Annotated in this window: 12 protein-coding genes; 8 read left to right on the forward strand and 4 right to left on the reverse strand. The window is 52.6% G+C overall.

All coding sequences use genetic code 11. From position 1 onward, the window contains the following. Nucleotides 1-207 precede the first annotated feature (207 nt). From QUE74_RS24585 to QUE74_RS24605, 5 genes are read left to right on the forward strand one after another with little or no spacing between them, the layout of a single operon-like run. Nucleotides 208-1,287: a PTS fructose transporter subunit EIIC gene (locus QUE74_RS24585; RefSeq protein WP_001004468.1), complete on the forward strand. Its 1,080-nt coding sequence runs from the start codon at nt 208-210 to the stop codon at nt 1,285-1,287. A gap of 14 nt (nt 1,288-1,301) precedes the next feature. Next, entirely contained in the window at nt 1,302-1,622 is a 321-nt protein-coding gene (locus QUE74_RS24590) for a PTS fructose-like transporter subunit IIB (RefSeq protein ID WP_000161265.1), read from the forward strand. Nucleotides 1,623-1,672: 50 nt separating this feature from the next. Then, nucleotides 1,673-3,970 carry a formate C-acetyltransferase gene (locus QUE74_RS24595; RefSeq protein WP_000184795.1) on the forward strand — a complete coding sequence of 766 codons (2,298 nt, stop codon included), beginning with the start codon at nt 1,673-1,675 and terminating at the stop codon, nt 3,968-3,970. Then, entirely contained in the window at nt 3,936-4,814 is an 879-nt protein-coding gene (locus QUE74_RS24600) for a [formate-C-acetyltransferase]-activating enzyme (RefSeq protein ID WP_000204103.1), read from the forward strand. The genes QUE74_RS24595 and QUE74_RS24600 overlap by 35 nt, the downstream gene beginning before the upstream one ends. 1 nt (nt 4,815) lies before the next feature. Beyond that, nucleotides 4,816-5,157 (forward strand): PTS fructose-like transporter subunit IIB, encoded by a 342-nt coding sequence (locus tag QUE74_RS24605; RefSeq protein ID WP_000323849.1) that lies wholly within the window; start codon nt 4,816-4,818, stop codon nt 5,155-5,157. On the opposite strand, the gene QUE74_RS24610 is transcribed toward QUE74_RS24605, so the two are convergent. The 4 genes from QUE74_RS24610 to argE all read right to left on the reverse strand — a co-directional run bounded on the left by QUE74_RS24610 (nt 5,144) and on the right by argE (nt 12,163). After that, nucleotides 5,144-5,995, reverse strand: a complete 852-nt coding sequence (locus tag QUE74_RS24610) for an AraC family transcriptional regulator (RefSeq protein ID WP_000274609.1) — start codon at nt 5,993-5,995, stop codon at nt 5,144-5,146. The two genes, QUE74_RS24605 and QUE74_RS24610, sit on opposite strands and share 14 nt — an antisense overlap. A gap of 148 nt (nt 5,996-6,143) precedes the next feature. Beyond that, a complete protein-coding gene (locus QUE74_RS24615; protein WP_000556323.1) occupies nt 6,144-7,877 on the reverse strand; it encodes a phosphoethanolamine transferase CptA in 1,734 nt (577 codons plus the stop codon). Between the two features lie 181 nt (nt 7,878-8,058). Further along, nucleotides 8,059-10,710, reverse strand: coding sequence for a phosphoenolpyruvate carboxylase (gene ppc, locus QUE74_RS24620; RefSeq protein ID WP_001005599.1), 2,652 nt, complete (start codon nt 10,708-10,710; stop codon nt 8,059-8,061). A gap of 301 nt (nt 10,711-11,011) precedes the next feature. Beyond that, nucleotides 11,012-12,163: an acetylornithine deacetylase gene (gene argE / locus QUE74_RS24625; protein ID WP_001355357.1), complete on the reverse strand. Its 1,152-nt coding sequence runs from the start codon at nt 12,161-12,163 to the stop codon at nt 11,012-11,014. A gap of 153 nt (nt 12,164-12,316) precedes the next feature. Between argE and argC the strand changes: the two genes are divergently transcribed. The 3 genes from argC to argH are packed head-to-tail and all read left to right on the forward strand — an operon-like array spanning nt 12,317 to nt 15,539. After that, a complete protein-coding gene (gene argC / locus QUE74_RS24630; protein WP_000935360.1) occupies nt 12,317-13,321 on the forward strand; it encodes an N-acetyl-gamma-glutamyl-phosphate reductase in 1,005 nt (334 codons plus the stop codon). A 7-nt stretch (nt 13,322-13,328) separates the two neighbouring features. Continuing rightward, the gene (gene argB, locus QUE74_RS24635) at nt 13,329-14,105 is read left to right on the forward strand and encodes an acetylglutamate kinase (protein WP_001362445.1); all 777 of its coding nucleotides are present in this window, start codon (nt 13,329-13,331) and stop codon (nt 14,103-14,105) included. A 60-nt stretch (nt 14,106-14,165) separates the two neighbouring features. Beyond that, on the forward strand, nt 14,166-15,539 hold the full coding sequence (gene argH / locus QUE74_RS24640; RefSeq protein ID WP_001230111.1) for an argininosuccinate lyase: 1,374 nt from the start codon (nt 14,166-14,168) through the stop codon (nt 15,537-15,539). The last annotated feature ends 335 nt before the right edge of the window (nt 15,540-15,874 follow it).

Raw genomic sequence — 15,874 nt, forward strand, 5'->3', positions numbered from 1 at the left:
CGTCAATTTGCGACGCGTCTCACAAGATGCCGTTTTGCGGCAGGCTTCCGGATTATCGCAAGTTATGAGGCGGATCGCATTTTTGTACTGATATTACAAAAGTCCAGTAAATGGCCTTTTTATCCACTGTTTGCTCCGCCTGCGATTGCCTATTGTTTCCTCCATCAAAAATATGGACATGGGCTTTTGCAAGCCCGGGAGCAGCTTATGAATGAGTTGGTGCAGATCCTGAAAAATACCCGTCAGCATTTAATGACGGGCGTTTCACATATGATTCCCTTCGTGGTATCGGGCGGTATTTTGCTGGCGGTTTCCGTCATGTTGTATGGCAAAGGCGCAGTGCCGGATGCCGTAGCCGATCCGAATCTAAAAAAACTGTTTGATATCGGCGTTGCGGGGTTGACGCTGATGGTGCCTTTCCTCGCAGCGTACATCGGTTATTCCATTGCAGAACGTTCTGCGCTGGCTCCGTGCGCCATCGGTGCCTGGGTTGGTAACAGCTTTGGCGCGGGCTTCTTTGGTGCGCTGATCGCAGGGATTATCGGCGGCATCGTGGTGCATTATCTGAAGAAAATTCCGGTGCATAAAGTTCTGCGCTCGGTGATGCCAATCTTCATCATTCCGATCGTCGGCACACTGATTACCGCTGGTGTCATGATGTGGGGACTGGGCGAGCCGGTGGGTGCGTTGACCAACAGCCTGACTCAGTGGCTACAGGGGATGCAGCAGGGCAGCATTGTTATGCTGGCGGTGATCATGGGGCTGATGCTGGCGTTCGATATGGGCGGTCCGGTTAACAAAGTGGCCTATGCCTTCATGCTGATTTGCGTTGCTCAGGGTGTTTATACCGTGGTGGCTATTGCCGCTGTTGGGATTTGTGTTCCACCGTTGGGCATGGGGCTGGCGACGCTGATTGGTCGTAAAAATTTCTCTGCAGAAGAGCGCGAAACCGGCAAAGCGGCGCTGGTGATGGGGTGCGTTGGTGTTACTGAAGGGGCGATTCCTTTCGCCGCTGCCGATCCGCTGCGTGTCATTCCTTCCATCATGGTCGGTTCAGTTTGTGGTGCAGTGACTGCGGCGCTGGTCGGTGCGCAGTGCTATGCAGGCTGGGGTGGTCTGATTGTGCTGCCTGTGGTTGAAGGCAAGCTGGGTTATATCGCAGCAGTGGCTGTCGGGGCAGTAGTGACAGCAGTTTGTGTGAACGTGCTGAAAAGTCTGGCGCGTAAAAATGGGCCTTCGACTGATGAGAAGGAAGACGACCTGGATCTGGATTTTGAAATTAATTAATTGAGGAACGAGCCATGACGAAAATTATTGCAGTAACCGCATGTCCATCTGGTGTTGCCCATACTTATATGGCGGCAGAGGCGCTGGAAAGTGCCGCGAAAGCGAAAGGTTGGGAAGTGAAAGTAGAAACTCAGGGCTCGATTGGTCTGGAAAATGAACTGACTGCGGAAGACGTGGCGAGCGCCGATATGGTGATTCTGACCAAAGATATCGGCATCAAGTTTGAAGAGCGTTTTGCTGGCAAGACCATTGTGCGCGTCAACATCAGCGACGCGGTAAAACGTGCTGACGCCATTATGAGCAAAATTGAAGCTCACCTGGCACAAACCGCTTAAGTCCTTATCCCGCTCGCAAGGGCGGGTTCGCTTCCCCACAGGAGTTCCTCATGACGAATCGTATCTCTCGCCTTAAAACTGCACTGTTTGCTAATACCCGTGAAATCTCGCTGGAGCGGGCGCTGCTTTATACCGCCAGCCATCGGCAAACCGAAGGCGATCCAGTGATATTGCGCCGGGCGAAAGCAACAGCGTATATCCTTGAACATGTTGAAATTTCGATTCGTGATGAAGAACTGATTGCTGGTAACCGTACCGTAAAACCGCGCGCCGGGATTATGTCGCCGGAAATGGACCCTTACTGGCTGCTGAAAGAGCTGGATCAATTTCCGACGCGACCGCAGGACCGCTTCGCCATTAGTGAAGAAGATAAACGTATCTACCGCGAAGAGCTGTTCCCATACTGGGAAAAACGCTCGATGAAAGATTTTATTAACGGGCAGATGACGGATGAAGTAAAAGCCGCGACCAGCACGCAGATTTTCAGTATCAACCAGACAGATAAAGGCCAGGGGCACATCATTATTGATTACCCGCGCCTGCTGAATCACGGGCTGGGTGAGCTGGTGGCGCAGATGCAGCAACATTGCCAGCAACAGCCGGAGAATCACTTTTATCAGGCTGCGCTGTTATTGCTCGAAGCCTCGCAGAAACACATTTTGCGTTACGCCGAACTGGCGGAAACGATGGCGGCAAACTGCACCGATGCCCAGCGTCGCGAAGAACTGCTGACTATCGCGGAGAACTCCCGCCATAACGCCGAACATAAGCCGCAGACATTCTGGCAGGCGTGTCAGTTGTTCTGGTACATGAACATCATTCTGCAATACGAATCCAACGCCAGCTCGCTGTCTTTAGGGCGCTTCGACCAGTATATGTTGCCTTTCTATCAGGCATCATTAACCCAGGGCGAAGATCCGGCGTTCCTGAAAGAACTGCTCGAATCTTTATGGGTGAAATGCAATGACATCGTGCTGTTGCGCTCCACCAGCAGCGCGCGTTATTTCGCAGGTTTCCCAACCGGCTATACCGCCCTGCTCGGTGGGTTAACCGAGAACGGACGTAGCGCAGTGAACGTGCTTTCGTTCCTCTGTCTCGATGCTTATCAAAGCGTGCAATTGCCGCAACCGAACCTCGGCGTGCGCACTAACGCCTTGATCGACACGCCTTTCCTGATGAAAACCGCAGAAACCATCCGCCTCGGCACGGGGATTCCGCAAATCTTTAACGATGAAGTGGTGGTGCCAGCGTTCCTCAACCGTGGCGTTTCGCTGGAAGATGCGCGCGACTATTCCGTAGTGGGCTGCGTGGAATTATCTATTCCTGGCAGAACCTACGGCTTGCATGACATCGCGATGTTTAACCTGCTGAAAGTGATGGAAATCTGCTTGCATGAAAATGAAGGCAATGCCGCGCTGAGTTATGAAGGTTTGCTGGAACAGATCCGCGTCAAGATCAGCCACTACATCACCCTGATGGTTGAAGGCAGCAATATTTGTGATATCGGCCATCGTGACTGGGCTCCTGTACCGCTGCTCTCGTCGTTTATCAGCGATTGTCTGGAAAATGGCCGCGATATTACCGATGGCGGCGCGCGTTATAACTTCTCCGGCGTACAGGGGATCGGTATCGCCAACCTGAGCGATTCTCTCCATGCGTTGAAAGGGATGGTTTTTGAGCAACAGCGTTTAAGTTTTGACGAATTGCTGTCGGTATTAAAAGCCAACTTCGCAACGCCAGAAGGCGAAAAAGTCCGCGCTCGCTTAATTAACCGCTTTGAGAAATACGGTAACGATATCGACGAGGTGGATAACATTAGCGCCGAACTCCTGCGTCATTACTGCAAAGAAGTGGAAAATTACCAGAACCCGCGCGGTGGCTACTTCACGCCAGGATCGTATACCGTTTCTGCTCATGTCCCGTTGGGAGCGGTGGTTGGTGCGACGCCAGACGGTCGTTTTGCCGGGGAACAACTGGCAGACGGAGGCTTGTCACCCATGCTGGGCCAGGACGCACAAGGACCAACGGCGGTACTGAAATCAGTCAGCAAGCTCGATAACACGCTGCTTTCTAACGGTACATTGCTGAACGTGAAATTCACTCCGGCGACCCTGGAAGGTGAAGCGGGATTACGCAAACTAGCCGACTTCTTACGGGCATTTACCCAGCTTAAGTTACAGCATATTCAGTTTAACGTGGTGAACGCTGACACGTTGCGGGAAGCCCAACAGCGCCCACAGGACTATGCCGGGCTGGTGGTGCGCGTAGCCGGATACAGCGCCTTCTTTGTCGAATTGTCGAAGGAGATCCAGGATGACATCATCCGCCGGACAGCGCATCAGCTGTAACGTTGTGGAAACGCGCCGCGATGATGTGGCGCGCATTTTCAACATTCAGCGTTATTCACTGAATGACGGCGAGGGCATTCGTACGGTGGTATTTTTTAAAGGCTGTCCGCATCTTTGCCCGTGGTGTGCTAATCCGGAGTCGATCTCCGGCAAAATCCAGACGGTACGCAGAGAGGCGAAATGTCTGCACTGCGCGAAATGTTTGCGCGATGCGGATGAATGTCCCTCCGGCGCGTTTGAACGGATTGGTCGTGATATCAGCCTCGACGCGCTGGAACGGGAAGTGATGAAAGATGACATTTTCTTTCGCACGTCTGGCGGCGGCGTCACGCTTTCTGGCGGTGAAGTGCTAATGCAGGCGGAGTTTGCTACCCGTTTTTTGCAACGGCTGCGATTGTGGGGCGTGTCATGCGCCATCGAAACTGCCGGAGACGCGCCAGCCAGCAAGCTGTTACCGCTGGCGAAATTGTGCGATGAAGTGTTGTTCGATTTAAAAATAATGGATGCAACTCAGGCGCGGGATGTGGTGAAGATGAACCTGCCGCGCGTGCTGGAGAACCTGCGTTTGCTGGTGAGTGAGGGTGTCAACGTGATACCGCGTTTACCGCTGATCCCAGGTTTCACGCTCAGTCGGGAGAATATGCAGCAGGCGCTGGACGTGCTGATCCCGCTGAATATCAGGCAGATCCATCTGTTGCCGTTTCATCAGTACGGCGAACCGAAATACCGTCTGCTGGGGAAAACATGGTCGATGAAAGATGTTGCTGCGCCGTCGTCAGCTGATGTGGCAACGATGCGTGACATGGCAGAACGGGCCGGATTTCAGGTTACCGTGGGAGGTTAAAATGGCATACCTGGTGGCAGTAACCGCCTGCGTCAGTGGCGTGGCGCATACTTATATGGCGGCGGAACGGCTGGAAAAGTTGTGCCAGTTAGAGAAGTGGGGCGTCAGCATTGAAACTCAGGGCGCGCTGGGGACGGAGAATCGTTTAGCGGACGAGGATATCCGTCGGGCGGATGTTGCGCTGTTAATTACGGATATCGAGCTTGCCGGTGCCGAGCGATTTGAACATTGCCGCTATGTGCAATGCAGCATCTACGCATTCCTGCGTGAGCCGCAGCGGGTAATGAGCGCGGTGCGCAAAGTGCTTTCTGCGCCGCAGCAAACCCATCTTATTCTGGAGTAGTCGATTTTTCTGTCAGTTGGCTATGGTATTGCCGACGATATTCCGACGGCGAGCGTTCGGTGTTTTTACGAAACAGACGGCAGAAGTAGTTGCTGTCAACAAAGCCGCAGGCGTGCGCCACTTCTTTTACCTTCAGGTCATAGCCTTTCAATAACGTCTTAGCGTGTTCCAGTCGCGTGTGATTCAGGTATTCGTTAAAACCAATGGCCCCCGTTTTTTGAAACAGGTGCGAGAGGTAATTTGGCGAAATATAGAACGCCTGTGCGACAGATTCGCGGGTAAGCGCGGAGGCATAGCGTTCGTCGATATAATCGCGAATAGCTTCGAATAGTGCCTGGCTGCGTGAGGCGGTCTGGATTTGGCTGCCAAGCAAATCGCGGCAGTGGCTAAGCAGGCTGGCGACGATAAGCCTTGCCGTTTGCTGCTCCTGTGGCTGCATTTGCATTTCATTGAGCGTTTGTAGCAGAAAAGAACCAATGCGCGGGCCGCGTCGGGCGACGTGTTGCTTCGCCAGATTTTGATACTGTTTGCCATCCCATTGCACGACGCTGAAACCGAGTTGCTGTTTGCCAAACAGCACGCTAAAGGTGGTCGCGGGGGCTTGCCATTGTGGGAAATTCCAGCCGCCAGCGGGAACGTACAGCACATCGCCGGGAACTAACGTTGCGCCAGCGCCGGTATCAACAAATTCACCTTCCAGCACTATTTCCAGCCGTGGAAAATCGACCTGATACGCAAGATCGGGCGCCGGACCGTTGCTGCTGGCAAAGTAAATCTGGCGCAGCGACAGCGGGCCGTTGATCAGGCGGGAGAGCAGATAGCTGACGTCGTGATACATGTTATTCCCTTAGGTACATAGACGGGAAAACAGTAACTGGCATTATGAAAAAAGGCCACCTGAAAAGTGTGGCCTGATGGGAGTTCGATGTAAACATTGTGCCAGTATCGCATCCGGCAAATAGTGCCAGACGCGATACAAAGGTCATTTACTGATTACCCACCTGATCGCCATACGGCAGAGTGTCGTAATCGATCAGCGCGTTTTTCTTGTACGGGTTACCAATCCAGCGGGTAGTTTCTTTGAACTGCGGATTCACCACTGAACGGGTTGGATCGTAACCGTCGTAAGATAAGCCCGCCAAATCTGACCAGGTGTGGATCAGTTCCGCCAGGCTGTATTTACGATCAACATCCTGCGAGAAATCACGCGGATGAGTCGCTTGCCATTTTTCTGACGTCCACAGCAGGAACGGAATGGTGTACATATGACGCGTCGGGTTGTCCTCATTACGCCCCTGAGTTTTGTGCGGCGGCGTGTCGTAAACCTCTTCACCGTGGTCAGAGAAGTAAACCAGGAAACCGTTCGGGTCTGCTGCTTTAAAGTCTTTAATCAGGCTGGCAACCACATGATCGTTATACAGGTTAGCGTTATCATAATCGTTATATGACTCCAGCTCTTCTGCGCTTAGTCCCGGCGGAACATGATCGGTATTGCCATCAAACTTGCCCTGATTTTCCGGGTAGCGGTATTTGTATTTGATATGCGTACCCAGCAGATGAACGATGATCAGTTTCTTCGGCGCAGGGTCATTCAGCACTTCCTGGAACGGCTTCAGCACGTTGGTGTCGTATTCACGCGCACTCTGCGTACGTTGCTGGTTCATGTAGTACTGCTTGTCGGTCTGGCGCGAAAATACCGTCAGCATGGTATTGCGGGCGGTCATCGTTTGCTGGTTGGTGATCCAGAAGGTTTTATAACCCGCCTGTTTCATCATGTTCATCAGCGACGGCTGCGTCAGATACAGATCCGGGTTCTTTTCATTGGCAAAAGTCAGCGCCTGTTGCAGGATTTCAATGGTGTACGGACGAGACGTCACCACGTTATTAAACACGGTCAGATTCGGATCGGTTTTATGCAGCGCATCCAGCTCCGGCGTGGTTTCACGCGGATAACCGTACAGACTCATGCGTCCACGCTGGGTCGACTCGCCAATCACCAGCACTAAGGTGCGCGGTTCGTTACCCGATTCATCTTTGAAATTAGCCAGCGGCGGCAAGGCATTATTTTCATTCAGTAGCTTTGTTAGCGAGTTTAGTTGCTGACGATACTGATAATAGCCGGTCAGGAATTGCCACGGTGCGGCAGGCTCCATACGCGATGCCAGGTTATCCAACGTTTTCTCAAACGGCTTGTTTTTGATAAACGTATTCATGGCGATCGGATGCAGAATCAAGCCATAAAGCAGGGCAAAAGAGACAACATAACGCCACGGCTTTGGAATATAGACCGGGCGCAGGCGTGTCCACAGCAGAACTGCCACCGCCGTATAGGCCAGCGCGATAAGCACAATTTTCAGGCTGAAATACTGGCTTAAATACTCGCTGGCTTCGTTGGTGTTGGTTTCGAACATCACAAACAGAACGCTCTGCGAGAACTCCTGACCGTAGATGACGTAGTAGCACAGCGCCGCCAGAGAGGCCGCCCATAGCACCACGCCGATTACTGCGGCAATAATTTTAATCCGCTTCGGAAAGAGGAATACCGGGATCATCCACAGCGAACTGAATAACAGCGAGTCGCGAATGCCGTTAGTGCCACTATAACCACTGATGTAAATAATGGCCTGTAGCAGAGTAGAGAAAAACCAAAAGTAGAGCAGTGCCCAACCCAGGGCTTTCCAGCTAAAAAGAGGTTTAGCCTGGACTTCTGTGGAATGCATAGTAAGAACCTGTCTTGAAAAAATATCGCCGAATGTAACGACAATTCCTTAAGGATATCTGAAGGGATATCCAGAATTTGAATAAAATGCAGACAGAAATATATTGAAAACGAGGGTGTTAGAACAGAAGTATTTCAGAAAACCCTCGCGCAAAAGCACGAGGGTTTGCAGGAGGGGAAGATTAGCCGGTATTACGCATACCTGCCGCAATCCCGGCAATAGTAACCATTAACGCTTGCTCGACGCGAGGATCCGGTTCCTGGCCTTCTTTTTCTGCCTGGCGGGAGCGGTGCAGCAACTCGGCCTGCAATACGTTCAGTGGGTCGGTGTAAATATTTCGCAGCTGAATAGACTCCGCAATCCACGGCAGATCGGCCATCAGGTGAGAATCGTTGGCAATCGCCAGCACCACTTTGATGTCTTCTTCTTGCAGATTACGTAACTCTTTACCTAACGGCCACAATGCTTTGTCTACCAGACGTTGATCATAGTATTCCGCCAGCCACAGGTCTGCTTTGGCGAAGACCATCTCCAGCATGCCGAGACGCGTCGAGAAGAATGGCCAGTCGCGGCACATGGCTTCCAGTTCGCTCTGCTTGCCATCTTCGACCACTTTTTGCAGCGCCGTACCTGCACCCAGCCAGGCGGGGAGCATCAGGCGGTTTTGTGTCCAGGCAAAAATCCACGGAATGGCGCGCAGTGACTCGACGCCGCCGGTCGGGCGACGTTTCGCCGGACGTGAACCCAACGGCAGTTTGCCCAGCTCTTGTTCCGGCGTAGCGGAGCGGAAGTACGGCACAAAATCTTTGTTTTCACGTACGTAGCCACGGTAGAGATCGCAGGAGATGACTGACAGTTCATCCATAATGCGACGCCAGCTCTCTTTCGGCTCCGGCGGTGGCAGCAGGTTGGCTTCCAGAATCGCCCCGGTGTACAGCGACAGGCTGCTAACGGTGATTTCTGGCAGACCATATTTAAAGCGGATCATCTCGCCCTGTTCGGTCACGCGAAGGCCGCCTTTCAGGCTTCCTGGCGGTTGTGACAGCAGCGCCGCATGGGCAGGTGCGCCGCCGCGACCAATGGAACCGCCGCGGCCGTGGAACAGCGTCAGTTCAATACCCGCTTTTTCGCAGGTTTTGATTAATGCATCCTGTGCCTGATATTGCGCCCAGGAAGCCGCCATCACCCCCGCATCTTTTGCTGAGTCGGAATAGCCAATCATCACCATCTGTTTGCCCTGAATCAGGCCGCGATACCAGTCGATATTGAGCAACTGGGTCATGACATCGTTGGCGTTGTTCAGGTCATCAAGGGTTTCAAACAGCGGTGCAACCGGCATCGCAAATCCAATACCCGCTTCTTTCAGCAGCAGGTGTACAGCCAGTACGTCGGACGGCGTTTTTGCCATCGAGATCACGTAGGCGGCAATGGAACCTTGCGGTGCTTCAGCAATTACCTGACAGGTATCAAGTACTTCGCGCGTTTCGGCGCTCGGTTGCCAGTTACGCGGCATAAGAGGGCGTTTGGAGTTCAGTTCGCGGATCAGGAACGCCTGTTTGTCGGCCTCTGACCAGCTTTCGTAGTCGCCGATGCCGAGGTAGCGGGTCAGTTCGCCCAGCGCTTCGGTATGACGGGTGCTCTCCTGACGGATATCAATACGGACCAGCGGTACACCGAAACATTTCACGCGGCGCAGGGTGTCGAGCAGATCGCCGTTGGCAATAATACCCATGCCACACGCCTGAAGGGACTGGTAGCAAGCGTAGAGCGGCTCCCACAGTTCTTCGTTCTGCGTCAGCAGACCCTCTGGTTTTGGTACTTCTTCACCTTTCAGGCGCGCTTCCAGCCATGCCTGTGTCGCCATCAGGCGGGAACGCAGGTTTTTCATCAGATAGCGATACGGTTCTGCGGCACCTTCTTCGCCGACCAGCGCCAGCAGTTCCGGAGTTGCTTCAACCATCGACAGTTCAGAAACCAGAACTTGAATATCTTTCAGGAACAGATCGGTGGCTTTCCAGCGGCTGAGCAGCAGGACGTGGCGGGTGATATCGGCAGTGACGTTCGGGTTTCCGTCGCGGTCGCCGCCCATCCACGAGGTAAAACGCACCGGAACAAATTCGACGGGTAGTTTGTAGCCGAGGTTCTCTTCCAGTTGTTCGTTCAGTTCGCGCAGGTAATTCGGTACGCCTTGCCACAGGCTGTTTTCTACTACGGCAAAGCCCCATTTGGCCTCATCTACCGGGCTTGGGCGCAGCTTACGGATTTCATCGGTATGCCATGACTGGGCGATCAACTGGCGCAGGCGGCGCATCAGCTGGTTATGTTCGTAGTCGGCGATATCTTTGTTGTCGAGCTGTTTTAAGCAGGCGTTCACTTCCACCATTTTGTGGATCAGCGTACGACGGGTAATTTCGGTTGGGTGAGCCGTGAGGACCAGTTCCAGCGACAGCGATTCCACTGCTTTTTTTATGGTGTCTTCGCTCAGTTCCGGCTGGTTTTTCAGTTTACGCAGGGTGCGGGCGATCACTTCCGGATTGCTGGCTGCTTCGCCTTTCGGCGAAATGCTGTGGTATTGCTCGGCGGTGTTAGCCAGATTCAGGAACTGACTAAACGCACGCGCAACGGGCAGCAGCTCGTCGTTCGACAAATTTTGTAAAGTGGTGAGCAACTCCTGGCGGTTAGCATCATTGCCAGCGCGTGAAGATTTGGACAACTTACGGATAGTTTCAACGCGTTCAAGAATGTGTTCTCCCAACGCATCCTTGATGGTTTCCCCCAGCACTTTGCCGAGCATACTGACATTACTACGCAATGCGGAATATTGTTCGTTCATATTACCCCAGACACCCCATCTTATCGTTTGATAGCCCTGTATCCTTCACGTCGCATTGGCGCGAATATGCTCGGGCTTTGCTTTTCGTCGTCTTTTATAAAGCCACGTAAAAGCGATGACGTCAAATGCTGCGAAATCGCTTCAGCAAACGAATAAATAGCAGGAATTTACGCCATTAAATTCACGACGCTTTAAATAAGCGTAACTTATGGAAATGTTAAAAAATCGCCTTGAGTAACACCAAAGGTGTAGGTCGGATAAGATGCGCAAGCATCGCATCCGACATTGTTTGGCCTACGTTTTAATGCCAGCAGAAATGGTGAATCACCTGGGTGATCAGTTCGCGGGTGGGCTTGATAAACCGTGTCTCCAGGTATTCATCAGGCTGATGAGCCTGATTAATTGAGCCAGGTCCCAGCACCAGCGTCGGGCATAACGTCTGAATAAACGGCGCTTCGGTACAGTAGTTCACTACTTCGGTCTTTGCTCCGAGCAATTTCTCAACCACTTCAACCAGTTGATGATTCGGTGGGCATTCATAGCCAGGAATCGGTGGATGCAGCTCGTCGACCGTCAGACGACCCGGCCAGCGCTCGCTCACCGGAGACAATGCATCGTTGAGCAAACCATTAAGTTCATTGAGTGTCATGCCTGGCAGCGGACGAATATCCATATGCAACTCACAGCAAGCGCAAATACGGTTAGATGCATCGCCACCGTGAATATGCCCGAGGTTGAGCGTAGGGTATGGCACGGTAAATGCTTCGTAGTGATAACGTTCTTTCAGATTATCGCGCAATTGCAAAATATGCCCGATGGCGTCGTGCATCAATTCGATCGCGTTAACTCCGCGTGCTGGATCGCTGGAGTGCCCCGACTGGCCCTGAATACGGATGGCGTTCGAGATATGGCCTTTATGCGCGCGTACCGGTTGCAGCGACGTCGGTTCGCCAATGATGGCGCAATCCGGGCGCAGGGCGGTAGTTTCGGCAAAATAACGCGCTCCTGCCATACTGGTCTCTTCATCGGCAGTCGCCAGAATGTAGAGCGGTTTTTTCAGTTTCGTGACGTCGACATCGCGTAGTGCATCGAGGATAAACGCAAAAAAGCCTTTCATGTCGGCGGTGCCTAAGCCGTAAAGCTTGCCGTCATGCTCCGTCAGCGTAAACGGATCGCGCGTCCAGCGGCCGTCATCAAATGGCACCGTATCGGTATGCCCCGCCAGCAGCAAACCGCCAGCTCCCTGTCCGGTACTTGCCAGCATATTAAATTTGTTGCGAGTTCCCGGCACGGGCTGCACTTCCACATTGAAGCCCAAATCTTTAAACCAGTCCGCCAGCAGAGTGATTAAATCTGCATTGCTTTGATCGAGTGCCTCTTCCGTGGCGCTTATTGAAGGTGTGGCAATCAGAGCACGGTAAATCTCGATAAATGGCGGTAATTTGTTTTTCATTGTTGACACACCTCTGGTCATGATAGTATCAATATTCATGCAGTATTTGTGAATAAAAATACACTAACGTTGAGCGTAATAAAACCCACCAGCCGTAAGGTGAATGTTTTACGTTTAACCAGGCAACCAGACATAAGAAGGTGAATAGCCCCGATGTTGAATACGCTGATTGTGGGTGCCAGCGGTTACGCTGGCGCAGAGCTAGTGACCTATGTAAATCGCCATCCGCATATGAACATAACCGCTTTGACTGTTTCAGCGCAAAGCAATGATGCGGGAAAGTTAATCTCCGATTTGCATCCGCAGCTAAAAGGCATCGTTGATCTGCCGTTGCAGCCGATGTCGGATATCAGTGAGTTTAGCCCAGGGGTGGACGTGGTGTTTCTTGCTACTGCCCATGAAGTTAGTCACGATTTAGCGCCACAATTTCTTGAAGCGGGCTGTGTGGTGTTCGACCTTTCCGGCGCGTTTCGTGTTAACGACGCCACCTTCTATGAAAAATATTACGGCTTTAGCCATCAATACCCGGAACTGTTGGAACAGGCAGCTTACGGTCTGGCGGAGTGGTGCGGTCATAAATTAAAAGAAGCGAACTTAATTGCGGTGCCTGGCTGTTATCCGACGGCGGCGCAATTGGCGCTGAAACCGTTGATTGATGCCGATCTTCTTGACCTCAATCAGTGGCCGGTTATCAACGCCACCAGTGGTGTGAGCGGAGCAGGACGTAAGGCAGCGATTTCAAATAGTTTTTGTGAAGTTAGCCTGCAACCGTATGGTGTCTTTACCCATCGCCACCAGCCGGAGATCGCCACGCATCTCGGTGCTGACGTTATTTTTACCCCGCATCTGGGCAATTTCCCGCGCGGCATTCTCGAAACCATTACCTGCCGCCTGAAGCCTGGCGTGAACCAGGCGCAAGTCGCGCAAGCGTTACAGCAGGCGTATGCCCATAAACCGCTGGTACGGTTGTATGACAAAGGCGTTCCGGCGCTGAAAAATGTCGTCGGGCTGCCGTTCTGCGATATCGGTTTTGCCGTTCAGGGGGAACATCTGATTATTGTGGCGACCGAAGACAACTTATTGAAAGGCGCGGCAGCACAAGCGGTACAGTGCGCCAATATTCGTTTCGGCTATGCGGAAACGCAGTCTCTTATTTAGGGGTGCAATGATGAATCCATTAATTATCAAACTGGGCGGCGTACTGCTGGATAGTGAAGAGGCGCTGGAACGTCTGTTTAGCGCCCTGGTGAATTATCGCGAGTCACATCAGCGTCCGCTGGTGATTGTCCACGGCGGCGGCTGCGTGGTGGATGAGCTGATGAAAGGACTGAATCTGCCGGTGAAAAAGAAAAACGGCCTGCGGGTGACGCCTGCGGATCAGATAGACATTATCACCGGAGCGCTGGCGGGAACGGCAAATAAAACCCTGCTGGCATGGGCGAAGAAACATCAGATTGCAGCCGTAGGTTTGTTTCTCGGTGACGGCGACAGCGTAAAAGTGACCCAGCTCGATGAAGAGTTAGGCCATGTTGGACTGGCGCAGCCAGGTTCGCCTAAGCTTATCAACACGTTGCTGGAAAACGGTTATCTACCAGTGGTCAGCTCCATTGGCGTAACGGACGAAGGGCAACTGATGAACGTCAATGCTGACCAGGCGGCGACGGCGCTGGCGGCAACGCTGGGCGCGGATCTGATTTTGCTCTCTGATGTCAGCGGTATTCTCGACGGCAAAGGGCAACGTATTGCCGAAATGACCGCAGCGAAAGCAGAACAACTGATTGAGCAGGGCATTATTACTGACGGCATGATAGTGAAAGTGAACGCGGCGCTGGACGCTGCGCGCACGCTGGGTCGCCCGGTAGATATTGCCTCCTGGCGTCATGCGGAACAGCTTCCGGCACTGTTTAACGGTATGCCGATGGGTACGCGGATTTTAGCTTAAGTTTTGTTGGCCAGAGACGTAGCTTTCTGGCATTGAATTTCAAAATAAGGAAACAGAGTTATGGCACTTTGGGGCGGGCGTTTTACCCAGGCAGCAGATCAACGGTTTAAACAATTCAACGACTCACTGCGCTTTGATTACCGTCTGGCGGAGCAGGATATTGTTGGCTCTGTGGCCTGGTCCAAAGCGCTGGTAACGGTAGGCGTGTTAACCGCAGAAGAACAGGTGCAACTGGAAGAGGCGCTCAATGTGCTGCTGGAAGATGTTCGCGCCAGGCCACAACAAATTCTTGAAAGCGACGCCGAAGATATCCATAGCTGGGTGGAAGGCAAACTGATCGACAAAGTGGGCCAGTTAGGCAAAAAACTGCATACCGGGCGTAGCCGTAATGATCAGGTAGCGACTGACCTGAAACTGTGGTGCAAGGATACCGTTAGCGAGTTGCTGACGGCTAACCGACAGTTACAATCGGCGCTGGTGGAAACCGCGCAGAATAATCAGGACGCGGTAATGCCTGGTTACACTCACCTGCAACGCGCCCAGCCGGTGACGTTTGCGCACTGGTGCCTGGCCTATGTTGAGATGCTGGCGCGTGATGAAAGCCGTTTGCAGGATGCGCTTAAGCGTCTGGATGTCAGCCCGCTAGGCTGTGGCGCCCTGGCGGGAACGGCCTATGAAATCGACCGTGAACAGTTAGCAGGCTGGCTGGGCTTTGCCTCGGCGACCCGTAACAGTCTCGACAGCGTTTCTGACCGCGACCACGTGCTGGAACTGCTATCTGCCGCCGCTATCGGTATGGTGCATTTGTCGCGTTTTGCCGAAGATCTGATTTTCTTTAACACCGGCGAAGCGGGTTTTGTGGAGCTTTCTGATCGTGTTACTTCCGGTTCATCATTAATGCCGCAGAAGAAAAACCCGGATGCGCTGGAGTTGATTCGCGGTAAATGCGGTCGTGTTCAGGGCGCGTTGACCGGCATGATGATGACGCTGAAAGGTCTGCCGTTGGCCTATAACAAAGATATGCAGGAAGACAAAGAAGGTCTGTTCGATGCGCTCGATACCTGGCTGGACTGCCTGCATATGGCGGCGCTGGTGCTGGACGGGATTCAGGTGAAACGCCCACGTTGCCAGGAAGCGGCGCAGCAGGGGTATGCGAACGCCACTGAACTGGCGGATTACCTGGTGGCGAAAGGTGTGCCGTTCCGCGAGGCGCACCATATTGTTGGTGAAGCGGTGGTGGAAGCCATTCGTCAGGGCAAACCGCTGGAAGAACTGCCGCTCAGTGAGTTGCAGAAATTCAGCGAGGTGATTGGCGAAGATGTCTATCCGATTCTGTCGCTGCAATCGTGCCTCGACAAGCGTGCGGCAAAAGGCGGCGTCTCCCCGCAGCAGGTGGCGCAGGCGATTGCTTTTGCGCAGGCGCGGTTGGGGTAATTGGTTTATATTGCTCCCCTGAAAATGGGGAGCTTACCACGCCTATAAAGTAGCGACACTACGTAGGCGGACTGCCTCAGGCAGAAATTTGTCAGCATTCTGGTGACCTTAAATTTAACGCCCAACCAGAACTATTATTTGTCATATTCCTTTTTATTCTTGCGTCTTCTTTACCTTCACTCTCCCCATGAAAATCATATTTTCAATACATCAATCAATACATATTTTAATTAATTGAATATAATTCATTTCTATTGCTGCGCTCATATTTAATGATTAATGGAGTTTGTTATGTGATTATTTAACGTGTTGTTTTAACGATAATGGTTAATTAT

Source organism: Escherichia sp. 10290 (genome assembly GCF_030295155.1).
GTDB lineage: Bacteria > Pseudomonadota > Gammaproteobacteria > Enterobacterales > Enterobacteriaceae > Escherichia > Escherichia coli_F.